Raw genomic sequence first — 24,040 nt, 5'->3', positions numbered from 1 at the left:
TATATGGAGGGCCACTATGGAAGAAAAAGAAATCCAACCATCGATTCAAATGAAAAATAGCAGCGTCATTATCGTGAAAAACTCAGCTAGTATTATATTCGGTTTATTTTTCATTCTTCTATTCTTTTCCAAACCATTTCGTAAATCAAAATGTCCAGAATGTAAAAAACGTGAGAAGAAAAAATTAGAGCAAGAACAATAAAAGGCCTTCCTTTATGGAATGCCTTTTTACATTTGTAGTATCATTTTATTTATTCTTCTTCATCCTAAAAAACAACTATATTTTCTTCCAAGATTCTCTACATCTTTTTTGATTTGTATATGATCCTTATATAAAACATGAGAAATAGTATTTATACTTGTTACTCGCTTTTAATTTTTATTAAACACTTCAAATTTGTACATCTTTATCCATCACTAACAATTCGTTAATTAGTTAACTTTATAATATAAGTTTTGTATATAATTTCATTCAAAAACACAATATATATAAGTGGTCATTTTATAATTACATTGCTTTTTATCGAATTCCAAAAAGGAGCTGTATACTATGGATAAAGAAAACCTATTAAGCCAGCAGGTTAATAGCATCCCCTCAGATGCTCTGAATACCCCTAGTAAGGAACAAGAACAACTGTTAGAAACATCATCTCAAAACGTACAAAATTCCAACAACAATGCTAACAAAAAAGATGTTACTCAAGGTCTATCTGAAAAAAATTCCCCTATTTCAATGAAGAATACAAATTTATAGTTATTTACTATCATACGCAGTAAATGCTCTTGCTGAAATAATTCTTCTACAGAAACTAATACGCATTCCAGATAATTTTTTACCAGTTGTAACATAGAAAAAGAGATTTAGATATAAAAACAGGCTCTAAAAAGACTTTCCCCACAACAAAAAAAGGATGGCATTAGCCATCCTTTTTTCCATCATCAACTATAAAATTATAGTTTGATTACGTTTTTAGCTTGAGGTCCACGGTTACCTTCTTCGATTTCGAAGCTAACTTTTTGGCCTTCTTCTAGAGATTTGAAACCTTCAGTTTCGATTGCAGAGAAATGTACGAATACGTCGTTTTCGCCTGGAACTTCGATGAAACCGAAGCCTTTTTCGTTGTTAAACCATTTTACTTGTCCTGTTACTGCCATGATTATTTCCTCCTAAGAAAATACAAATTTAATTTTTTTAGTCTTCCTGTCTAAAAAAAGAATCCACACATTATCAAATACGAAACATAAACTAGTTCTCACATACTTTTTCTCGTTCGTTTTCAGCACTTGATAACATATGGATTGCTTAATTTAACTATTCAACTGACATCATCATAGCACATTAAAATAAAATGTACAATCTTTTTCGAAAATAGAATTTCTAATTTTTAGTATTTCTTATAAAATATAATTATCTCTATTCCAAATAAGGAGGAGTTTATGACCAATAAAATTCCTAGAAAAACATTAAAAAGAATTGAAGAGGATATTGAAAATAATAATCTTGGAAAAGCAAGAGATAGATTGCATGGCCTCATCTTTACATACCCAAATGAATTACATCTTCGAAAAAAACTCGGAGATATTTATTATACATTACAATATCCAGAAATGGCTGGACGTTACTGGTATCTAGAGGAGCATAAAACAGATATTATGCATGAATCATGTTTATTATTTGAAAAATCAATAGGAAATAATCCTCATCATATTGCACGTGCTTTAAAGTTTAAAGGCGATTCTAACCATATAAAAGGTTTGTATAAAGATCAACCTTTATCTTCAGTGCAGAAGAAAGTAGCAGAGGAGTTAATTTATGAGTATAAAGAAACATGGCAAGATAAGCTAGTTCCTTTTGGCTGTCTAGCATTCCTTGCTTGCCTTCTCTTTTCTGCCATTGTTGGTCTATTTACTATTTGGAATTGGATTTTTTAATCACAGGGGGAATTTTCACATGTCAAACTACGCTAAAGAAGAAAGGCTAACAGGGGGAAACGTCTCAAACGTATATCGTTCTGAAAATACTGTTCGGCGAGAGTTAAAGCCGGGCGGTGAAAAGATTCATAAGCTATTGCAACATTTAGAAAACAAAGGATTTCATTATGCTCCAAAGTTTTTAGGTGTAGATGAAAAGGATAGAGAGATTTTATCCTTTATTGAAGGAGAAGCTGGCAATTATCCTTTAAAAGAATATATGCGATCTAATGATGTATTAAAAGAAATCGCAAAGATACTTCGCCTTTACCATGATGCTGTAAGTGATTTTCCGTTATTAGATGATTGGAAACCGATGGATCACACTCCAAATAACATTGAGGTTTTATGTCACAATGATTTTGCCATATATAACATTATTTTTAATAATGAGAAGCCAGTAGGGATTATTGATTTCGATGTTGCTGCTCCTGGTCCAAGACTATGGGATATCGCTTATACACTCTATACTTGTGTGCCTTTAAGTAGAGTGTATTATACAGAATCCGGTGAAGCCGTTCATTATGACTCATCGCAACATGCAGATCGCATTAAAGAGAGAATGAATTTGTTCGTTCAGTCCTATGATAAAAATATGGATGAAGATTACTTAGGAATGGTGTTGCTTCGATTAGAAGGATTATGTACATATATGAAACGAAAAGCGCAAGAAGGCGACTTGAATTTCCAAAGAATGATTGATGAAGGACATCTAGAGCATTATGAGAAAGATATGAAGTTTATTCGTGATCATAGGGCTGAGTGGAGTTGATTTAGTAATAAAGAAAAGGAAGTATCGTTTTTTGCCGACAACTCAATCTCTCTTTTCGAATCGTTTAGAAAATAACAAGGGGCACCCTTCAAAAAGGTGCCCCTTCCTTTTATTTCGTAAACTGTGCTTCTTCCGTAGATCCTTTTAACGCTGTCGTTGATGAAGTTCCGCCTGTAATCACTTGTGCAACTTCATCAAAGTAACCTGTTCCTACTTCGCGTTGATGACGTGTTGCAGAGTAGCCATGTTTTTCAGCTGCGAATTCTGCTTGTTGTAGTTCAGAGTATGCTGCCATGCCGCGCTCTTTATAGCCACGTGCTAGTTCAAACATACCGTAATTTAATGAATGGAATCCAGCAAGTGTTACGAATTGGAACTTGTAACCATAAGATGCGATTTCCTTTTGGAAGCTTGCAATTGTTTTTTCATCTAGTTTTTGTTTCCAGTTGAATGAAGGTGAGCAGTTATATGCAAGTAGCTTTCCTGGATGCTCCTTATGAATTGCGTCCGCAAATCGTTTTGCATCTTCTAAATTTGGTTCCGACGTTTCACACCAAACGAGGTCTGCATACGGTGCATACGCTAAACCGCGCGCAATTGCTTGATCAAGACCTGCATTTGTACGGTAAAATCCTTCTGGTGTTCTTTCTCCTGTAATAAATGCTTTATCAACAGGATCGATATCGCTCGTAATTAAATCAGCTGCATCCGCATCTGTTCTTGCAACGATAATTGTCGGCACTCCCATTACATCTGCTGCAAGACGTGCAGAAATTAAATTGCGTACTGCTGTTTGCGTTGGTAGTAGTACTTTTCCGCCTAAATGGCCACATTTTTTCTCTGAAGATAATTGATCTTCAAAATGCACACCTGATGCACCTGCTTCAATCATACCTTTCATCAGTTCGAATACGTTTAATTGTCCGCCAAATCCAGCTTCTGCATCTGCTACAATCGGTACGAAATAGTCTGTATCATCACTTCCTTCCATATGCTGAATTTGATCCGCACGTTGAAGCGTTTGATTAATTCGTTTTACTACAGCAGGTACGCTGTTCGCTGGATATAAACTTTGGTCTGGATACATATGTCCAGAAAGGTTTGCATCAGCTGCTACTTGCCAACCACTTAAGTAAATCGCTTGTAACCCAGCTTTTACTTGTTGCATCGCTTGGTTTCCTGTTAATGCGCCAAGTGCGTTAATATAGTCTTCTGTATGAAGCGATGTCCAAAGCTTCTCAGCACCGCGACGCGCTAACGTATGTTCAATATCAATTGACCCGCGCAGGCGAATTACATCTTCTGCCGAATATGGACGTGTGATCCCTTTCCAACGCTCATCTAATTCCCAGCTTTCTTGTAACTTCTCGATTCTTTCGTTTTTCATTTGTTCCATCCCCTTTTCATTTTTTATAAAATTTCATAACCCGGTAATGTTAAAAATGGTACGAATTCATCATTTCGAACGAGATCTGTAAACAACGTTGTCGCCTCTTGGAATCTCCCTTTCTTAAAGGCTTCCTTACCAATCTCTCTTTCTATTTTTGCTAATTCTTCTTCTTTTAGCTCTTCCATTAATTCAAGCGTAATATTACGACCATCATTTAGTTTTCCACCTTCATGACGAATCCATTGCCATACTTGTGCTCTTGAAATTTCAGCAGTTGCCGCATCTTCCATTAAGTTATAAATGGGTGCTGCTCCCCGTCCGCTTAACCAAGATGCAATATATTGAATACCTACACTAATATTCATGCGAAGGCCCTCTTCTGTAATCGTTCCCACCGGTACCTCTAGTAAATCGTTTTCTGTTACACATATTTCTTCACGTTTTCTAAAAATTTGATTCGGTGTTTTCATAATGTGATTAAATACTTCCATTGCAACCGGTACAAGTCCAGGGTGGGCAACCCAAGTCCCGTCATGACCGTCTAAAGCTTCGCGCTCCTTATCAGCACGCACTTTTTCAAAAGCTGCTTCATTTGCTTCTGGATTATTTTTAATCGGAATTTGTGCCGCCATTCCTCCAATTGCTGGTGCATTACGGCGGTGACATGTTTGAATTACTTTCAAAGAATAGGAACGCATAAATGGTGCCGTCATCGTGACTTGTGCTCTATCTGGTAGTAAGAATTTATTATGATTACGGAAACTCTTTAAAAAGCTAAAAATATAATCCCATCTTCCGCAGTTTAAGCCAGCAGAATGATCTTTTAGCTCATACAAAATTTCATCCATTTCAAACGAAGCGTGAATCGTTTCCAGTAACACAGTTGCTTTAATCGTTCCATTTGGAATGCCGATATATTTTTGAACAAATACGAATACATCATTCCATAATCTTGCTTCTAAATAACTTTCCATTTTCGGTAAGTAAAAGTATGGGCCGCTCCCTTTTGCTAAAAGAGCTTTCGCATTATGGAAAAAGTACAAGCCGAAATCTACTAAGCTACCCGACATATTTTTCCCATCAACTTGCATATGCTTTTCCTCTAAATGCCATCCTCTTGGACGTACAATGAGTACAGCTGTTTTCTCATTTAATCTATATTCTTTCCCTTTATCATTTTCATGTGAAATCGTTCCCTTTACTGCATCTCGTAAGTTGATTTGACCTTCAACTGCATTTTCCCAAGTTGGTGCATTCGAATCTTCAAAATCCGCCATAAAAAGATGCGCTCCTGAATTTAAAGCGTTAATGACCATCTTTCTATCTACCGGTCCAGTAATCTCTACGCGGCGATCCTCTAAGTCTTTTGGCAGCTTGGCAATTGTCCAATCCGCTTCACGTATGTGTTTTGTTTCTTCTAGAAACTTCGGAAACTCCCCTGCATCAATTCTCTTTTGTTTTTCTACACGTTTTTGTAAAAGTTCTATGCGGCGCTCATTGAAATTCTCATGTAGTTCCTTCAAAAAACTAAGCACCTCAGGTGTCAATATTTCGTTGTACGCTGGTAACATTTCTCCAACGAGTGTAACCCGTGAAGTTTGCGTCGACATATTAGCATCCCCTTCTTAAACTGTTTTATAACAGATTTGATTTCATGTTTTATATTATATAACAAATCTTCAGAAAAGGAAGTTTTTTTTGAAAATTCACTTCATTTTTTTTCAAAACGCCATTCTTTCGTGCTTTATTTCATACAAAAAAGGCCACTGTTATACAACAACGACCTTTTTGTATTATTTTTAAATTTCACTTTGACTAGTTAAACTTTATTACTGCCCTTGTTCCATATCATGCAATATTGCTCTATGTAAAAACTGTGCGTATTGTTCTCTCGTTACCTTCATAGACGGACCGAATTTACCTTCTCCGATTCCCATTGTAATACCATTTGTTTGTACTGCACTAATTGCATTCGTTGCCCATGAATTTGCTGAAACATCATTAAAGTTATGAGATCCCTTGGCCTGTAAGTCAAAAGCATTCGTAAGAACTTGTGCCATTTCCGCACGCGTTAACGTCGCCTTCGGTCTAAAGTTTCCATTCTCGTCTCCCTGGAAAATTCCCATTTCCGTTAAAGCCAATATCTCCTCGATAAAGCTTGTTGAATTTTCATCAATATCTCCATATGGGTTTTCATATTCATCTTGTTCTTCCATATCAAACACACGGTAAATTAAAGCTGCAACTTGCTCACGTGTTACATTATCCCCAAAACCGAATATTCCATCGCCATATCCCAAAATAATTTCTTGTTCCGCTAATTCATGAATTGCCTCATATGCCCAATGTCCTTTTGGTACATCTTTAAATACAATTGTATTTGCTTTTTGCAACGGTGCACTTTCCGCTTTTACACTATTACTCTCTGCTGTGAATAACACCCCACCCATAATTGTTAATGCTGTAGCTGTTTTTAATAATTTTTTGCTCATTACATTTCCTCCCCAATATGTATATATTTTTTCCGACACATTTCGTGACGTTTTTGTGAATCTTATTACACATCATGTCTTTTTTATGGGGTTGATTATAAAGCTTATGTATAACATTAAAAATACAAATAAACGAATAATAATTCTTTTTTAAACAAACAAAAAAGCACAAATATTTCTATTTGTGCTTTCATATTTCACTCTATTTCCAATCCTCTTTCAAATGATAATTAATAATCGCATTATTAATAAACTGAGCATATTGTTCTCTAGGTACAGGGCGATTTAATTCATACATGCCATTCCCAGTTCCTCTTACAACATTATTAGATTGTAGCGCACTAATTGCATCTTCTGCCCAGTGGCCTTTTGGAATATCTTTAAATGTATGTTTTTGTTTCGTTTCAAAATTAAATGCTCGTTTTAAAATGACAGCCATTTCCGCTCTAGAGATTGGTGCTTTCGGCCTAAAATTCCCTTGGCCATCCCCTGTAAAAACACCACGTTTTGTTAACGCCAAAATTTCCTTTTTAAAAGTTGTTGTACTATCAGAAACATCTTTATATGGATTCGCTACTGATCCTTCTTCTTTTATCTCAAGTGTTCTGTAAATAGTCCCAGCTACTTGTTCACGTGTTATAAGATCACCAACACCATACTTCCCGTTTCCATACCCTAATATAATTTTATGATATGCTAAATCCATAATAGCATCATATGCCCAAAATCCGTATGGAACATCTTCAAACACAATCATTTGTGGATACTCTTCCGCTTTTACAGGCGTCACATTCGTCCCTGCAAATATACCTCCTGCCATTGTCGCAATCATCATTACACCCAATATTTTTTTCTTCATTATCCTCTCTCCCTATTTCATTCAAATAAAATGAATTTCATTGTTTCAGGAGTACTCTTTTTTGGTGAATGTAAGATAAAATGCAAATCTTCTAGGAGAAATATTTCCACTACCTTTCTGCTTTATGCCTTCTTCTTTCTTTTTCAAAAAGGAAGTTGTCACATCTAAGGTGTTATATACTAAAACATTCTACAATTTCTTTATAAACTCCTTTTCACTTTACAACTTCTCTTTATTGGGACCTAAAAGAGATACCTAATGGCGATTACTATATTCATAATTTATATTTCAGAGGTAGCATTCCCCTTCACTGATAACTCGCCTTCTCTTCCCTTGCGAAAAGTTAGTGCCATCCCTACAAATATAAGGATAATCCCTATTACTTGCATCTAAATCCGGTCTAATAGTTTGGCAACAGCAGGATCTAAAAACACTAATACAGAAATGAGTCTCGTCGATAAATCTCTTAAACTGTCAAAAAATAAGTAATATACAAATCTAGTATGTCTAAATCATCGCCTTGAAAATGCCCGAAGTCTATGAATAGTAGCAATAAAAAAAGCATCCTTTTTTATTAAAAGAGGATGCTTTTTTTATATTTATTAACACTCAAATATGCTACTACTTTTGAAGAGTAAATTGGGCAACTATTTGTTTTAGTTTTCCTGCTGCGTTATGCATATGTTCAATTGAAACCGAAATCTCTTGAACAGATTTTTCTTGCTGTTGAATAGACTCTTTTACCCTATCAGTTCGGTCAGATGATCTTTGGGAAATTTGAGCCATGTCTTCTGCAGAAGCCGAGATTTCCTCACTACTCGCTGCAATTTCATCTGTAGACATAGATACCGTTTGAATTTGCTCAGATACTTGCTGTACTTTTTCTGTAATTGTTCCAAATACTTTTTCTGTATGCATTACTACTTGTGTACCTGCCTGTACCTCATTATCTACTTTCCCCATCATATGTACCGTATGGTTCGTTGTTCCCATAACTTGAGTAATAAGATTCTCAATTTGTTTTGCAGAATCACTAGATTGTTCTGCTAATTTCCGCACTTCATCTGCCACAATTGCAAATCCTCTACCACTTTCACCAGCACGTGCAGCCTCAATTGCGGCGTTTAATGCTAATAAGTTAATCTGGGAGGTAATACCTTGCATAACATCAATGATTTTAACAATTTCTTCTGATTGTTCTTTCATAGTCTCTACTTGTTTCACACCGCTATGTACCGAATTTTGGATTGTATCCATCTGTTGAATCATTTGTTTCATTAATTTGTTACCACTCTCTGCATCTAATGCTGATTGAGCAGATAATTCATTTACAGAGGATGATGTATTGACTATACTCTGCATTCCTTGCGTCAACTCTTCCATCGCACCCGCAGTTTGTTCCATTGCTTGCATTTGACTCTCTGCACCATTTGCAACTTCTTCAATATCCATAGTGATTTTCTTCGCTGCACTACTAGATACTTCTGATGCAGATACTACTCCGTCTGCATGTTGGAATAAAAGCTGAATATTATTCTCTACTTCTTCCATATTTGTTCTTAGCCCTGCAATCATCTCGTTAAAATTACTTACTAATACACCTAATTCATCCTTAGCAGTATAATCACCATGTACGGTTAAATCTCCTTCTTTCGCTCTTTCCATCATACGACTAACCGTTTGTAAAGGAGCAACTATGAGCTTGCTAATAATATAACTTACTATACATATAACGATTGTAGTAACTACTACAAGAATGATAAAGGTAATAACGGAACGATCAATCATTTTTTGAGAATCTTTAAATACTTGGTCAGCTAAATTTGAAACATACGATTCTAGATCCACTGCATAACCAGCTAACTCTATTCCCTTCGGTTTTAATTCCTTCTGAAATTCATTTACCATTTGTGGCTCGTTTGTTGCCTTTGCCTTTTCAAATAATTTTTTATATGTATCTTTATAACTTGGCAAAGATTTCTTCATCTTCTGAAACAGTTCATCCTCTTGCTTACTTAAATTAAAACCATCATCATATTCTTTTAATAAAGAATCATATTTTTTAAGATCCTTTTCAATATTATCAATTATTCCCTCTTTATTTGCCACTTCATTTTGTGATACCGTAATTAATTCTAATAAATTATATTCTAGTGAATTTTGTGTGCGAAGCATTCCTTCTAATAAAATTGCAGAATATTGATAATCATCTACTACAACCTCTGTATCATGCTTAATCTTATTAATAGAACTAATTGCTACACTGCTTATAATTACCATACCTAAAACTGCTAATGAAATAAGCGCTAATAATTTATATTTCACTTTTAAATTTTGTAAAAAATACATTTTTCCACCTTTATTCCTTTATATATAGATTTTTAGAATTTTATAGCTTATTATTTACAAAATCACAATAAAAAGCAATGATAAATATTCCCAATATGAAACTTATATCTCTATAAAAAAAGAAGTAGCTATCATGCTACTCCTTTTTGCTTTGTTTCTCATATTGTTCAAACGTATGAATTCTTTCAAAAATTGGTGGGTGCGTGTATAAGAAAAATTTCACTAACGCAGGCGGATTTACTTGGCTTAAACTTGTTTTTGATAAATATTGAAAAGTTTTCACACCAGATTTCCCGTCCTTCGTCATATTTAAAGCATATTGATCTGCGGCTCTTTCTTCTATACGTGAAACGTAGTTTGTTGCTGGTTGTGCTGCAAAAGAGAGTATAGAAGAAATTAAGAAAAATAAAGGTAAAATGGAGAAACATGCCACTTTTGAAATTTGCAATGTATCTCCCCATTTGCGAATACACATATTTATAATACGACTAATTAAAAACATACCTATAAACGATAGCAATACATAACTTGCAACGCCAAAAAATATATGTTTCATAACATAATGCCCCATTTCATGGGCCATTATAAATAAAATCTCTTTATCTTTTAACTGCTTAAGTGTTGTATCCCACATTACAATACGGGCGTTAGGGCCAATTCCTGTTACGTAAGCATTTAATGCATTCGTTTTTTCTGACATATTTACTTCATATACGTGTTTAGCAGGAATGTCCGCTTTGTCTGCTATCGCTAAAATTTTCGTTTCTAATTCTTTATTTTTCAGCGTCGAGAAGTCGTTATACAGTGGATCAATAACGACAGGCTGTATGAATGTTAAAAAGATTGTAAATGGAACAGAGAGCGCCCATCCTGCGAGCCACCATCTCTTCGGAAATTTACGGATAAGCCATAATAGAACGGTAACTACGATTAACATAGTCGCATAACTTTCCCAAAAACCGATAACATGATCTTTAATCCAGCTTTGTGTACTTTGTGTTGAAATGCCGTAATCAACGGACACTTTCCGGCCAATCCATTGCATCGGTAAGGCAAGCACTGTTGTCAATAATGATAAATAAAAGAAATAAATCGCAACTTGCAAAACACTTATTTTAGTCGTTTCCTTCGACCATTTCTCAAACTTTCTTGAAATACCTAGCACAAGTACAAATAATAAAATAATCCATTCAAGAGGCGTCGCTAAAAAGTATAGTAAATTTTTCACGCGCGAATAATCTTGGCTTAGCGTAAGCTCTCTAGCACTCATAAACGTTTCTGGATCTGCACTCGTTCCCTTATACATGTCCGGAATAAGTTCATGATTCCATCCAAATAAATACCAATATATAAGTAACGCAAATCCAACGTACAAAAAAAGCGACCAACCAATAACCTTCCTCACGCTATTCCCTCCTCTATGCTGCCTGTCTATTATTATTGTAAGTTCGTACACGCTAAATTAGAACAAGCTTATTATGCGAATTGCTCGAGATCCTTTTATTTACATAAAAAAACTCTTCTACATAAGAAGAGTTTTCCCTATCTTTAAACACTTTCTTCGTTTCATAATCTGGAATAAAGATCGCACTTACAAACCGACACGTACCCTACTTGCTTTTTAGATAACATAAAAAGCCTCTTTAAGGAAGTACATCTATTAATAAATTAAAATCTTGTAAAGAGAAAGAACTATATTTCATAATACCTTGTACAGCTAAAAGTAAAACAAGACCGATCACACACATATAATTAACGCTTTCTTCATTCTTTTTTTCAGTAACCACTCCACCACTTATACATAAAATCCCTAGCAAATGAAGCGCTAAATACATGAAAAAGTAAGCTTCCTCCCAGCGCAAAATAACATTCACTGTCGTTATTAACACTAGACTAAGTAAAATCAAATAAAAAAACTTATTTGATGATATCGTTTCATTCATATAATTTTATACATCCCTTTCAAATTTCGAATTAATGATGTTTCAAAGCTATAAAGTAAATGATTGTTTTCATACCATAAAACAAAAGGAAAGCCACCATTACTTTCTCGAATACTTTATGAATCCACATATACTTCTCTTCATTCTTTCTGAAGATGCGCTTCATCATTTCTTCTACAATTAGACCAAATATTAGTAAAATCCCGAACACAATAAGAAGAGAAATAATATTTTCTTTTAAATGAGTACTAGAAAATAAGTAATACTCTGGAAACACAATCGTATCTACTACCGGTTGAAGCCAATGACAAACGCTTTTATCACAAATATCTGTAATAGACGTAGCATCTATAATGTCTTTTAATATTTTTCAACCGTCTTCTTCATCTCATTTACTCCCCACTACATCTGAAAAGCTCTTTTCCTGCTCTGCATATATAACTGGCACTTCTTTACTCCAATATTTGCGATTAACAAATAAAAAGATAAGTACTAAGTTTAATCCTGTTATAAAAATAATAAGTCCAGGAAAGAATGTCGTATAACTTGAGAAATCGGCAAAACTAATAATTTTTTCTCTACTTATTAAAAAAGACGCACCTATTACAAATGCATTGTTTAACATATGTATTGCAATTGGCATGAGTAAACTTTTCGTACGAATATATACGATTGACAATACGATGCTGAATATGGCTGCACCGAGGAAATCAACATGTAACAACGCAAACAATATTGCTACAACGATGGTCGCTATGCTCGTTCCCCATTTTGTTGCAAAACGTTGAAGTAAAAATCCGCGAAAAACAAATTCCCCGATAATTGGTGCGATGAATACGACCCTAATGACTTGAGATACATATCCCCCAGTACTATCTACAATTGGTTCATGCAGGGCGTTCATAATAAAGTCCGGTGTAATCCATGCAAAACTATACATATACAAAATAAGATACCCGTAACTAAACATGCATAACATAACCGTAATGTATAAAACTTGTACCAAGTTAAATGTTTCATTTTTATTAACAAATAATGAAAATGAAATGTGGTGCTTTCTATACTCATAAGAAATCCATACGATCGGAAGGATATAGAATATAAGGATATTTATAAAAGAAGAATTTTGTATATGAAATATACTTGTTAGCAAATCGCCACTACTTCTCGCTATTAAAATTAATAGTGCAAATACAATTAAAAAATATCTAGCTCGCATCACTTGAAACGGATTCACACTCATCTCCTCCCCTATGTTACTTTTATCATATCATTTGATTCTTAATTTTTTGCGAAAGAAAACCTTAAAATTTCCTTAAAAATTCCATAAGTTACAAAATGATGATATGATATTCGAGAAAATTAGGAGGGATTTTTATGTACCAAGCAAATATTTTACTTGTTGATGATGAAACAGCAATTTTACAATTACTAACTACCATTCTTGAAAAAGAAGGTTTTTCTCATATTACAACTGCAACATCAGCTGAAATAGCTTTATCTCTAACTAAGCAAAACAATTACGATTTAATTATTTTAGATGTAATGCTTCCTGGACAATCCGGTTTTGATATTTGTCCAATCATTCGCCAACAAACAGATTGTCCAATTTTCTTCCTATCAGCAAAAGCATCTGATTTAGATAAAATATCCGGATTTTCATACGGTGCGGATGATTATATTACGAAGCCCTTTAATCCATTAGAAGTAGTAGCACGTATGAAAGCACAGCTTCGGAGACATATGAAACAAACCGTACCACACGAACAAAAATCACACTCGATTTCATTTGGCAGATTTGAAATTGATCAGCACTCTGCAGAACTGACAGTGGATGGTCACATTGTCGAATGTTCCGCTCAACTCTTTCAACTACTACTCTTCTTTTGCGAGAATCCAAACTACGTATTTTCGAAAGAGGAAATATACGAAAAAGTTTGGGGAGCACCTGCCTATAATGGCGATGACAACACTGTTATGGTCCACATTCGAAAACTACGTGAAAAAATTGAACACGATCCAAGTAAACCAGAATATATAAAAACCGTTCGCGGGCTTGGTTATAAGTTCGTTACAAAGTAGGGTGACGATATGAATTTTAATAAACGACTTATTATTCAATTTATCATGCAACACGTTTTTGTTTTAGTTACATTACTTATCGCTGTAGTTGCTGCTTTTACTTATTTAATTTTTCTTCTTACTAGTACTTTATACGAACCTAATATTCCAGATTCTGATAGTTTTACAATTTCAAGATACATCTCTTCAGAAGATGGGCATATTTCGTTACAATCTGAAGTGCAAGATTTAATAAAGGAGAAAAATGATTGGCTCCAAGTTGTAGATGAAAACGGAAAAATCCTCTACCACTTTAATACACCAAATGATGTTCCGAATGCTTATACGAAGACATCTTTAGTCGCATATATACAACATCATATCGAAAGTAATTATAAATTTACATATTGGGAAATTGAATTAGAAGAAAAGAAAGTACTTGTTATTTATGGTGGTATGTTAAAAAGCAATGCGTTACTGACAGCAATTCAAAAGGATCACTCCTCTTTAACGATGGATTCGTTCACATTAACAGATCAAGAAAAACAGTTACTGTCTAAAGAAAAAGCAGCACTTCAAATATTTAATCAAAATGGCGAAGAGGTTTTTGCCTATCCAGCTGGAAAGAAAAAAACATTTTCAGCCATACAAATCGCCCTTAATGAAAAAGAACCGTGGAATCATAAAGAAAACACGTCTAGCTTTTACGATGCAAATAGTGGCAACCTTCTCGTTGTGACTGCGAAAAATGATCACTACTATCCAGATGACGAAATTGAAGATGTATTTACTAAGAAGTTTCTCATCGGATGCGGATTAATCCTTCTTATCGTGTTTGTTTATTTAGTCATTCTTTCTATTTGGTACGGTAATAAATTCGGGAAACCGTTATTACATGCGATGCGCTGGCTAAAAAATATCGCTGGTGGAAAGTATGAAGAACCTATTAGTAAAAAAGGAAAACCTGTCAGGTTCCGGCGATCTGGTAAAGAAAAATGGTCATTCCGTTTGTTTAGAGATGTAACAAGTTCACTAGAACACCTTTCTATTACACTCAAAAAAAATGATGCGATGAGGCAAGTACTCCAGCAAACACGAGAAGAATGGATTACCGGTCTAACGCATGATTTAAAAACACCACTTAGCTCTATATATGGCTACGCATTATTACTCGAATCGAATCAATATAACTGGACTGATCGTGATATTCAGCAATTTGGTAGTGTTATGAAAGAGAAATCTCAATATATGACGACATTAATTGATGATTTAAGCTTAACGTATCAATTAAAAAATAACAGCCTTCCTGCCCAACACGTAAACGTTGAAATCAATCAGTTCGTTCAAAAAGTATTATTGCAATTTATTAACAATCCAACACTCCAAAATCAAAATATTGAATTCGTACCGAGCTCAAATAAAATTCAATATTTCATTGAAGAAAAATGGTTTCAGCGTATTATCGAAAACTTACTCGTAAACGCGGTAAAACATAATAACGAAACAACTACTGTCATCGTAAAACTATCACAAAACGCTAATTCCTTTACACTCTCCATTTCAGATGACGGAAAAGGAATGGATGAAAAAACGAAAGAACTTCTATTTGAACGATATTACCGCGGAACAAACACAGAAGAAAGCAACATCGGAACTGGACTTGGCCTAGCCATTACAAAACAGCTCGTTCATGCTCATAACGGGACAATTTCCGTTGATAGTGCACTCGGAAATGGAACGACGATTATTCTTGTATTTCCGTTTCGTTCGTAGGAAAGATGCTATGTGGCGTCTTTTTTTCTTTTCTGGGAGAATTTTGCGGTAATTGAAATTATGTGAATCGTTTTTTCGAGACAAAGTAAAAATAAAACTATTAACAAATACATTTCTAAACTGTTATACTATAAATAGAAGTATAAACTAACTAAGTTTTGCATAAAATGAAGTAGACGAGGTGCTTCCAACACCCCGTCACTGCAACTAATTACCGCAAGGTGGAAGGTTGCAACTAAAGCTTATTTGCGCTTAGAAGACTTCCCACGCTTCGCAGGCAGACGGGTGGTCTTCTTTTTGCGCTTTTTTGCCGTTAATTTCTTAAATCCAAAAACTATACCTTCTCTAGCTATAGTTTTTGTAATTTCCAACAAAATTTGCAAAAGAAATTCCATACGATTACACCTCCTTTCTTCACAAAATGAAGAAAGGGCATAACCTTCCACCCGCAATATTTAATTGCTATTTTATTTTACCATTTTCATATGTATTACAGATAAAACAATACAAATTTAACAATCCACTTATAAAGTGAAACTTTAATCAGTGGAGGTTTTGTTCATCCCCCACTGATTATTAGCCCTCACCAATCGCGCTGCCCGGCAAATAGCGGGATAAAAATAACCCTTCATAACTCACTATGAAAGGTCACTCCATATTTCAGCTATTTCCCTACTAACACAAACACATTCTCATCAGGTGCTTCCATTACTGCAACATGTCCTGATTCTGTTGGAAATGGTTCGCGAATCCATTTTACATCTTTATTATCTTTTAAACTTTCATACGTTTGTTGTACATCTTCTACTAATACTTCGACTTCCGTAAAATTAATATCCGGATGATTGCTTATTACTAACTCTGAACTTTTCTCATCTGGAAACTTCAATCCTATTAACGTCCAAATAACCCCTTCTTCTAGTTCTCTTTCTATCATCCAGTTTTGCTTCATTCCCATTTCTTTATAGAAAGAAACTGATCTTTCTATATCTTTCGTATGTATAGATACACATTCTAGTTTTTTGAACATTTTCCCATTTCCCCCTTTATGAAAAAGCGAACCATCTCCCAACGATTCGCTCTTACCCTATTATTTTTTCTTCACCGGTATCCAAAGCTCTACTTGTGCAAACTCACTCTTATCTTCGTGGCAACGCTCATCGTACAGTTCAAACTCCGTAACACCGCAATGTTCATATCCTGAATGCGGGAACCATTCTGAGAATACTGCATTCCAAGTTTGGTGAATAGACGATACCATTTCTTCATGAGGAACTTTCGGCGTTGTAAATACTGCATATGTTGCTGCCGGGAAAGTACGCTTCGCAATTTCATTTGGTACATTTTCAAAGTCTGTAACTTCCATTCCGATAATGTAAGTGAAGTCTCCTGTTTCTAAATTAAAATCAGTACATAATCCAAGCTCTACCCATTGACTCGTATCTTTACGATTCGGAATCGTCGTTCCAAGATCTTTTTGTAAATATTCTTGCCAAAATACTGGAATGTCTTGATGGTTTTTCCCTTCTTTACTTGTCGTCTTCAATTCATAACCCGCCACTAAAAATTCTGGTTTATTTACAATACGATATTCCATTTGTATGCCCCCTAAATACGGATTTAATTTTCTTTGCTTTACATTCACTCTGTAATACATCGGTGTTTCGATTTCTTGTTTTCGATATTCACTCGGTGTCATTTGAAATAATTTTTTAAAGGCTCTCGTGAACGTTTCGTGAGATTGAAAGCCATGTTCAAACGCGATATCAATAACTTTTTCATCCGTATGAGAAAGTTGATAAGCTGCCCGGGCCAACCTCCGCTTTCGAACATACTCCATTACTGTATCACCTACTAATGCCTGAAATACACGATGAAAATGCGACTCAGAAAAACCTGCAATACGTGCTAAATTACGCAGCGTCTGTTTTTCCATTACATCTTCCTCAATATAATCAATTGACCTTTGAATTTGTGTTTCATAGCTTTCCATCTCTGTTCACCCGCCTTATATGTATTATGATAAAAGAGAACGCAATCCAATTCTTGACGTTTTTTACTATAATTCCATAAAAAATTGTAACTTTTTTATATGTATTTCGTTGTTATATATGAAGGGAGGGAAATGTAGTGAAACGCAAACAATCATTAGAAGAAATTTACTCAGAGCATATGCAAGATTTATTTCGCTATCTTCTCTCCCTAACCGGAGATTCCCACTATGCGGAAGATCTCATGCAAGAAACATTTTACCGAATGCTCGTCCATATTGACTATTATAAAGGAGAAGAAATTAGGCCGTGGTTATTTACAATTGCCTACAATGCCTTTATCGATTGGTATCGTAAAGAAAAGAAATATAAAACAACAGAAGTTGCAGAATTCCATTTACCAAACGTGCCAAGTACAGAACATGCATATTTCGTAAAACATGAGATTGCTAGTTGGTTAGAAAGTTTATCTTCTCTTCCGCTCGAAAGACGAAATGCCCTGCTACTACGAGATTACTATGGATTCTCCTATAAGGAAATAGCAGAAATGACTGGTCTCTCATTAGCGAAAGTGAAAATTGAATTACACAGGGGACGAAAAGAAATGAAAAGCATAAAGGAGTGATACGGATGGGGTGTACAGAATTTAAAAAACTATGGAAGAAGTATGAAAATGGAACGCTCACGCATGATGAACAAGAACTGTTAGAAAGTCATATTGAGTCATGTGAAGAGTGTGAAGCTTACTTAGATGAGCTGTTAACAAAAACAGAACCAATTAAGAAAAAGTTACCTCCAAAAGATCTTAAAGTTCCTTTTTGGAGGATTAAGTGGAAACATCGTTTACAAACATTTGGTTTTATATTATCAATTTGCATCGTTATCTATATAATCGGCGGGGTATTATCAGCCTTTTATTTTCAAGCTAATAATGATAAAAGGCTAGAAGAAATTAGAGAGGTTCCTTCGCTTGCACTTGAAGCAACGATCCCAAATAGCCGTGTTATGGGGGGCGGAACAAGTGTAGAAGCTTTTTTCCGTACGAATAGCCAATTTGATTTAGTACGAACCGTCGGTAAAAAAGAAATGCCCCTCGGTACAATAGAAACAAAAAGCTTCTTATCATCTGTAGATGTTACGAAGCGAACTTGGATGAATCCGTTCTATCAACCAAAACTCTTCTTTGTTCATCCAAAAACAGAGCAGGGTGATTATTTAAAGGATTCATCAAAAAAAGTATGGGATACACTTGCAAAAGTACATGATGGAACCGTTGCAGAAGTAGCAATTTCTTTTGATAAATCTTACACTTTAAAAGAATTAGAACCGCTTTTATATAGCATATTCGAGGCACAAGAACTCCCTCCAACTCCTTTATGGTACGCTTTAGATACAGGACAAGAAAGAAAAAATGTAGATGACTATATCCTACATGGCGGAGAAGCTATAGGGTTTCCAGAACATGTAAGATTCCTCGATAATGAAACTGACGGGCAGAAAACGCAAGAAGACAAAGTAACCGAAATGATGCGCGTCCTTTCTATCCATAAAAAAACGGTAAGCAAAATAGCAGCGCTTTCTGAGAAAGAATTAAACTTAGATAAACGTTATCAATATGTAAAGGATAACGGTGTAAAAGTATACGGAATTGTTATTACTGGCCCGTCGAAAGAGTTATTAAAATTACAAAACTCCCCGCACGTACGTTATGCGACTCTTGGAGATATTGAGATTTGGAATTGGTTTGATAATTAATAAAAAAGAAGTAGCGCTCTAAAAACGATGCGCTACTTCTTTTTTAATTCGAAATCACTTTCACATACATCCCTCTCACCGCTTTTTCATAAGCGATATCACTCATCTGTCTTATTTTTTCTGATACAACAGATGACTGAACAATTTTCCCTTCACGAAGTAACGGCGGATCAATAAGACGCATTTTATTTTTCTGATGTAAATCATAATCGTTTCTATCTTCTTTTCCTTTTATATTTGGATGAATTTTGCTTAATAAAGCTTCTACTTCGGGGTCATTACATTGCTGCAATTTCGAAATAAGCTCCTCATCTTCAAGAAGAAAATCATCTGCATGAATAATTCTTTTATGAAGAGCTACCTTTAACGTTTTCGCTAACATATCATTTCCGTAAATATTCATTGGTTCCATAAAGAAATCGATTACTTCTTTGTAATACGTTTCTGTAAACCATTCCGCTATTTCAATATTTTGAAGAACCATTTTCCCCTCTACTTCGATGACATCCTCTAAAAAACTATGAACTTCTTCTAAAGAAATATACCCATATGTATACATATCTCGTAACGTATAATCCACTCGATCTGCGCATAATTCGGGCGCTGACCTTTCCAGTAACGTCCACTTCGAATCATCTAATAAAATATCTTCATAGTTATAACCATGCCTCACAAGGATCGCTGGAATTTCTGAGTTTTTCACAACAGAACTAAATATCTCTTCATGATAACTTTCATCTTCATTATCAAAAACGTAATCAATCACGTGGGAAAAAGCAGTATGTGATACGTCATGTAGTAAACCAGCAATCTGTTCTTCTACTGAACCACCTAGTTTTTTCACCAATAACATAACACCCACTGAATGCTCAAAACGAGTTACATCCCATTTCTCGTTCATTAAGTAACTTGCGCCTGCTTGATGAATTCCCTTTAGTCTTTGCATAGGCTTACTTAAAATTAATTCTTCTAGCACTGCATCCACTTCAAATTCTCCGTATAGTACATCTGATATGATCACTTACAATCCCCCTTTTCAAGCAAAGTCTTTTTATATTATCTCTTTTTTGAAGAAGCGTAAATATACTATTCTGTAATTTGAATATAAACGTTCTGTTTTTATAAAAAACAGGTCCTCTTGTTCTTATCAAATTTAATCAAAAAAAGAAAATATTTCCACGACCCCTCTTTTTTTGTTTTAATAGATTTATAAATACATATTTACTAAAGAAAAAAGTAGCGAATGAAGTCAATTAGAAACTGACTTACAATTATAATATGAAAGGTCGGATAACTATGGACAGTTATTTTCCAAAAGCGGGGAAGTTAATTGGCGGTATCATTATGCTTATTATTTTGCTTTCATCTTTTTGGCTTATATGGATTGGAGAAACGAACATTCGTTACAGTGGAGATCATAAGGGCACGATGCCCTTTTGGTACAAGTGGCTCCCTGTTATTGTCGGTATACTCCTTGTCCGTTTCCTACCATTTCATCATAAAAACTATAATCCCCTTCAACAATTTGAACCAAGGCGCATCATAATTCAAACTGCTATCTTCTTCTTAAGTGGCTCCCTCTTCACGATTTGTCTTCTCACCACGAACTTTGAAGGAATGGCATTACAATTGTGGTTTATGATATTTAAAATTATTTTATTATTATTCACTCCATTAATGCTGCTTTTTTTTTATAAAAATAACCCCGAAAAAGAACGACCAAAGTCAGTAAAATTAACAGGGGATAATAGATGGTATCGGTTTACACCACTTATTGTCATTATAATCTGGGGTTACTTCAACTTCTTTTCTATATTCTCTACACCATTTGTTTCAATGAAAATGGAACCCACGATTTTAATCTCCATTTTACTTGTAGGGTTTCTTATAAATAGTGTACTTGAAGAGATTTTTTATAGAGTTTGGTTGCAAACACGTTTGGAATTATTACTAGGTACTTGGCCGGCTATTCTTCTTACATCATTGTTATGGGCAAGCTGGCATATCGCATTACATGGCTCTGGTCATTGGGATATTGATACAGCTACGGTCATTGTGAACCTTGGTATCGTAGGTCTATTCCTTGGATATTTGTGGGCGCGTTATCGTAAGGTATGGGTAATTATTATTGTTCATGGATTAATTAATGCACATCCACAACAACTAATTGAGATTATATTTAAGTAAAGAGCGCGATTGAGAAATAAAAAATAAAAGGGATTATACATGATTAATATGTATAATCCCTTTTATTTAACCTTATTCAAACGTAACTTCTACCTGCACAATCTCCGACCTACTACCAAGTCTAAGCGGTGGTCCCCAAAATCCAAATCCAGAAGAAACAATTGCGTGGAACGCGCCTTTTTGTGCGTATCCCCAGTCTAGCTCGTACATTCTTCTCGTTACAATATGATTGGGCGCCATTTGTCCGCGGTGCGTATGACCGGATAATAATAAGTCTACACCAGCATCCGCTGCCTGTTTCAACTCAAATGGCTGATGATCCATTGCGATAACTGGCATGGATTTATCCACTGTACTCATAAGTTTTTCAAAGCTTTGGCGATCTCGCTCTGTTTTATCTCTTCTTCCAACGAGATAAAAGTCATCTTCAATTGTAAGCACTTCATCTAAAAGAATACGAATATCAATCTTATCCATCTCTTGTAAAAACTCTGGAACCGCTCTGCCGTAGTATTCATGGTTTCCTAAAACACCATATACGCCTAATGGAGCTTTCATTTGTTTCATAATATGACCCATGTTTTTTTGAATGAATACTCCTGGATGATCATCGATAATATCACCTGGCAGTAAAATAATATCAGGTTCCATTTCATTTACATGACGAACAAGTCTTTTCAAATGCGAAACGCCAGACAGTTTACCGAAATGCATATCAGAAGCCATCGCAATACGTAAACTTTTACGCCCCTCTACCTTTTTCGGTATGTGCACTTCGTATTTTCTTACTACTGGACTATACGCATTAAATACTCCATACGCAAAGATAAAGATAAATGCAGCTATCACAGCCGTCCCTATCCAAATAATTGCCGCTTCTTTCTCTACTGAAAACTGTAAAAGAAAGACCATAATATCAGCTAATGGCAACAACATAAGCGCATATTGTATAACCGCAAACCAAATCGAACCTATCGTTCGCAGAAATGGCAGAGACTTAAACACTTGCACGAGAATGTACGCATATGAAATAAATGCGACTATGAAAGCATAATATCCCCAAGATTCCCAGCCAAATACCGCATGAAGCCAAACCCATCCGTTCCAGCCGATATAAAACATAAGTAGTGTGTATATAATTAATATGGTAAATATATTGAGATAACGAAGATTCTTCACAGCCAGCCTCCTTATTGATTTCTTTTATTATAACTTGTTATGCACTTATAACGTAAATATTAAGCGCTTCAATCTTCAGAATAAGAACATTGATAAACATATTGTCTTAAAATTTTTAAGAACGGCTGTAATGGACATTTTTGAGTCTTACGTGTTGGATAAAATTCTATTATCTTTATCCTTCAAAACTCATCTATGCAATTATGCATAACCATCAATTCCGTTTTATTTTCATGTTACGATATAAATGTAATACGACATATATCGACAAAAATAAAAGGAAGTGATTGTATGAAACGTTCTAAAACATATTTAAAATGTTTAGCATTATCCGCTGTTTTTGCTAGTAGCGCTGTAACTCTTTCAACACCTGCTGCTTACGCTCAAACGACGTCACAAGTTGTAACAGATATCGGGCAAAATGCAAAAACACATACGAGCTATAATACATTTAATAATGATCAAGCTGATAATATGACAATGTCTTTAAAGGTAACTTTTATCGATGACCCAAGCGCTGATAAACAGATTGCCGTTATTAATACAACTGGTAGTTTTCTAAAAGCAAATCCTACTATAAGTGATGCACCTATTGATAACTACCCAATCCCTGGCGCTAGTGCAACATTACGTTATCCTTCACAATATGATGTTGCATTTAACCTTCAAGATAACAGCGCTCGTTTCTTTAACGTAGCACCTACAAATGCTGTAGAAGAAACGACTGTAACATCTAGCGTATCTTATCAACTTGGTGGCTCTGTTAAAGCTTCTGTAACGCCTAATGGCCCTAGCGGTGAAGCTGGTGCAACTGGTCAAGTCACTTGGTCTGACTCTGTAAGCTATAAACAAACTAGTTATAAAACAAATTTAATTGACCAAACAAACAAAAACGTAAAGTGGAACGTATTCTTTAACGGATATAACAATCAAAACTGGGGTATTTACACACGTGACTCCTATCATTCTTTATATGGAAACCAACTGTTCATGTACTCTCGCACATACTTATATGAATCTGATGCAAAAGGTAATTTAATACCGATGGATCAACTTCCAGCACTAACAAATAGCGGTTTCTCTCCTGGTATGATTGCTGTTGTTATCTCTGAAAAAAATACAGATCAATCTAACTTACAAGTCGCTTATACAAAACACACCGACGACTACCAACTTCGTCCAGGCTTCACATTCGGAACTGCAAACTGGGTTGGAAACAACGTAAAAGACGTTGATCAAAAAACATTTAACAAATCGTTTACACTAGATTGGAAGAATAAAAAATTGGTAGAGAAAAAATAAAGAAAACCGAACCGCC

At 35.0% G+C, this 24,040-nt stretch carries 26 protein-coding genes and 2 pseudogenes; 11 read left to right on the top strand and 17 right to left on the bottom strand.

Annotation, left to right across the window (positions count from 1 at the left end; translation table 11 throughout):
- Positions 1-16: 16 nt before the first annotated feature.
- Both ATL10_RS10730 and ATL10_RS10725 read left to right on the top strand, forming a co-directional pair.
- Entirely contained in the window at positions 17-202 is a 186-nt protein-coding gene (locus tag ATL10_RS10730; protein ID WP_000391377.1) for a hypothetical protein, read from the top strand.
- 348 nt (positions 203-550) lie between these two features.
- Positions 551-754, top strand: coding sequence for a hypothetical protein (locus ATL10_RS10725; protein WP_097996953.1), 204 nt, complete (start codon positions 551-553; stop codon positions 752-754).
- A 197-nt stretch (positions 755-951) separates the two neighbouring features.
- On the opposite strand, the gene cspA is transcribed toward ATL10_RS10725, so the two are convergent.
- Positions 952-1,155 (bottom strand): RNA chaperone/antiterminator CspA, encoded by a 204-nt coding sequence (gene cspA, locus ATL10_RS10720; RefSeq protein WP_000301522.1) that lies wholly within the window; start codon positions 1,153-1,155, stop codon positions 952-954.
- A gap of 282 nt (positions 1,156-1,437) precedes the next feature.
- On the opposite strand from cspA, the gene ATL10_RS10715 reads away from it, so the two are divergent.
- Positions 1,438-1,932: a DUF6584 family protein gene (locus ATL10_RS10715; RefSeq protein ID WP_110496888.1), complete on the top strand. Its 495-nt coding sequence runs from the start codon at positions 1,438-1,440 to the stop codon at positions 1,930-1,932.
- A gap of 19 nt (positions 1,933-1,951) precedes the next feature.
- Complete coding sequence (locus ATL10_RS10710) at positions 1,952-2,743, top strand: phosphotransferase (protein ID WP_078401645.1); 792 nt, start codon at positions 1,952-1,954, stop codon at positions 2,741-2,743.
- Between the two features lie 109 nt (positions 2,744-2,852).
- On the opposite strand, the gene aceA is transcribed toward ATL10_RS10710, so the two are convergent.
- The 11 genes and pseudogenes from aceA to ATL10_RS10660 form a co-directional block, all read right to left on the bottom strand.
- Positions 2,853-4,130: an isocitrate lyase gene (gene aceA, locus ATL10_RS10705; RefSeq protein ID WP_082188049.1), complete on the bottom strand. Its 1,278-nt coding sequence runs from the start codon at positions 4,128-4,130 to the stop codon at positions 2,853-2,855.
- A 23-nt stretch (positions 4,131-4,153) separates the two neighbouring features.
- Positions 4,154-5,743 (bottom strand): malate synthase A, encoded by a 1,590-nt coding sequence (gene aceB / locus ATL10_RS10700; protein WP_110496886.1) that lies wholly within the window; start codon positions 5,741-5,743, stop codon positions 4,154-4,156.
- Positions 5,744-5,962: 219 nt separating this feature from the next.
- Positions 5,963-6,625 (bottom strand): S-layer homology domain-containing protein, encoded by a 663-nt coding sequence (locus ATL10_RS10695; RefSeq protein ID WP_110496884.1) that lies wholly within the window; start codon positions 6,623-6,625, stop codon positions 5,963-5,965.
- 202 nt (positions 6,626-6,827) lie between these two features.
- Positions 6,828-7,484: an S-layer homology domain-containing protein gene (locus ATL10_RS10690; RefSeq protein WP_000727104.1), complete on the bottom strand. Its 657-nt coding sequence runs from the start codon at positions 7,482-7,484 to the stop codon at positions 6,828-6,830.
- A gap of 281 nt (positions 7,485-7,765) precedes the next feature.
- Positions 7,766-8,046 (bottom strand): annotated as a pseudogene (locus ATL10_RS31845) (EamA family transporter); the annotation flags it as partial.
- 59 nt (positions 8,047-8,105) lie between these two features.
- Positions 8,106-8,897, bottom strand: coding sequence for a methyl-accepting chemotaxis protein (locus ATL10_RS32345; RefSeq protein WP_404978265.1), 792 nt, complete (start codon positions 8,895-8,897; stop codon positions 8,106-8,108).
- A gap of 156 nt (positions 8,898-9,053) precedes the next feature.
- A pseudogene (locus ATL10_RS32340) lies at positions 9,054-9,833 on the bottom strand (MCP four helix bundle domain-containing protein); the annotation flags it as partial.
- Between the two features lie 136 nt (positions 9,834-9,969).
- The gene (locus ATL10_RS10675; RefSeq protein WP_141531125.1) at positions 9,970-11,238 is read right to left on the bottom strand and encodes a M48 family metallopeptidase; all 1,269 of its coding nucleotides are present in this window, start codon (positions 11,236-11,238) and stop codon (positions 9,970-9,972) included.
- Positions 11,239-11,476: 238 nt separating this feature from the next.
- Entirely contained in the window at positions 11,477-11,776 is a 300-nt protein-coding gene (locus ATL10_RS10670) for a DUF2101 family protein (protein ID WP_016082517.1), read from the bottom strand.
- A gap of 31 nt (positions 11,777-11,807) precedes the next feature.
- Positions 11,808-12,143 (bottom strand): hypothetical protein, encoded by a 336-nt coding sequence (locus tag ATL10_RS10665; RefSeq protein WP_098284197.1) that lies wholly within the window; start codon positions 12,141-12,143, stop codon positions 11,808-11,810.
- Between the two features lie 21 nt (positions 12,144-12,164).
- Positions 12,165-13,013: a CPBP family intramembrane glutamic endopeptidase gene (locus ATL10_RS10660; RefSeq protein WP_071714127.1), complete on the bottom strand. Its 849-nt coding sequence runs from the start codon at positions 13,011-13,013 to the stop codon at positions 12,165-12,167.
- Positions 13,014-13,153: 140 nt separating this feature from the next.
- Between ATL10_RS10660 and ATL10_RS10655 the strand changes: the two genes are divergently transcribed.
- Positions 13,154-13,858, top strand: a complete 705-nt coding sequence (locus tag ATL10_RS10655) for a response regulator transcription factor (RefSeq protein ID WP_029442109.1) — start codon at positions 13,154-13,156, stop codon at positions 13,856-13,858.
- A gap of 9 nt (positions 13,859-13,867) precedes the next feature.
- A complete protein-coding gene (locus tag ATL10_RS10650) occupies positions 13,868-15,610 on the top strand; it encodes a sensor histidine kinase (RefSeq protein WP_061660112.1) in 1,743 nt (580 codons plus the stop codon).
- Between the two features lie 242 nt (positions 15,611-15,852).
- Here ATL10_RS10650 and ATL10_RS31245 read toward each other — a convergent pair whose 3' ends face one another.
- The 3 genes from ATL10_RS31245 to ATL10_RS10635 form a co-directional block, all read right to left on the bottom strand.
- On the bottom strand, positions 15,853-16,005 hold the full coding sequence (locus ATL10_RS31245; RefSeq protein WP_000394943.1) for a hypothetical protein: 153 nt from the start codon (positions 16,003-16,005) through the stop codon (positions 15,853-15,855).
- Positions 16,006-16,274: 269 nt separating this feature from the next.
- Positions 16,275-16,640 (bottom strand): VOC family protein, encoded by a 366-nt coding sequence (locus tag ATL10_RS10640; RefSeq protein ID WP_000473644.1) that lies wholly within the window; start codon positions 16,638-16,640, stop codon positions 16,275-16,277.
- 60 nt (positions 16,641-16,700) lie between these two features.
- The gene (locus tag ATL10_RS10635; protein WP_000446842.1) at positions 16,701-17,603 is read right to left on the bottom strand and encodes an AraC family transcriptional regulator; all 903 of its coding nucleotides are present in this window, start codon (positions 17,601-17,603) and stop codon (positions 16,701-16,703) included.
- A gap of 137 nt (positions 17,604-17,740) precedes the next feature.
- On the opposite strand from ATL10_RS10635, the gene ATL10_RS10630 reads away from it, so the two are divergent.
- Both ATL10_RS10630 and ATL10_RS10625 read left to right on the top strand, forming a co-directional pair.
- Positions 17,741-18,226 carry an RNA polymerase sigma factor gene (locus ATL10_RS10630; protein WP_110496883.1) on the top strand — a complete coding sequence of 162 codons (486 nt, stop codon included), beginning with the start codon at positions 17,741-17,743 and terminating at the stop codon, positions 18,224-18,226.
- Between the two features lie 5 nt (positions 18,227-18,231).
- A complete protein-coding gene (locus ATL10_RS10625) occupies positions 18,232-19,356 on the top strand; it encodes an anti-sigma factor (protein WP_000501938.1) in 1,125 nt (374 codons plus the stop codon).
- A 43-nt stretch (positions 19,357-19,399) separates the two neighbouring features.
- On the opposite strand, the gene ATL10_RS10620 is transcribed toward ATL10_RS10625, so the two are convergent.
- Entirely contained in the window at positions 19,400-20,377 is a 978-nt protein-coding gene (locus ATL10_RS10620; protein ID WP_110496881.1) for an HD domain-containing protein, read from the bottom strand.
- A 275-nt stretch (positions 20,378-20,652) separates the two neighbouring features.
- On the opposite strand from ATL10_RS10620, the gene ATL10_RS10615 reads away from it, so the two are divergent.
- Entirely contained in the window at positions 20,653-21,543 is an 891-nt protein-coding gene (locus ATL10_RS10615; RefSeq protein WP_000378922.1) for a CPBP family intramembrane glutamic endopeptidase, read from the top strand.
- Between the two features lie 72 nt (positions 21,544-21,615).
- Here ATL10_RS10615 and ATL10_RS10610 read toward each other — a convergent pair whose 3' ends face one another.
- Positions 21,616-22,722 (bottom strand): metallophosphoesterase, encoded by a 1,107-nt coding sequence (locus ATL10_RS10610; RefSeq protein ID WP_000793741.1) that lies wholly within the window; start codon positions 22,720-22,722, stop codon positions 21,616-21,618.
- Between the two features lie 34 nt (positions 22,723-22,756).
- Between ATL10_RS10610 and ATL10_RS32190 the strand changes: the two genes are divergently transcribed.
- Positions 22,757-22,933, top strand: a complete 177-nt coding sequence (locus tag ATL10_RS32190; RefSeq protein ID WP_071714124.1) for a TetR family transcriptional regulator — start codon at positions 22,757-22,759, stop codon at positions 22,931-22,933.
- Positions 22,934-23,013: 80 nt separating this feature from the next.
- Entirely contained in the window at positions 23,014-24,024 is a 1,011-nt protein-coding gene (gene cytK2, locus ATL10_RS10600; protein ID WP_016513148.1) for a beta-channel forming cytolysin CytK2, read from the top strand.
- Positions 24,025-24,040 lie beyond the last annotated feature (16 nt).

This window comes from Bacillus sp. 196mf, assembly GCF_003217275.1.
Classification (GTDB): domain Bacteria; phylum Bacillota; class Bacilli; order Bacillales; family Bacillaceae_G; genus Bacillus_A; species Bacillus_A thuringiensis_S.
Note: the sequence above shows the minus strand (reverse complement) of the source record. Positions and strands in the feature narration are given on the sequence as shown.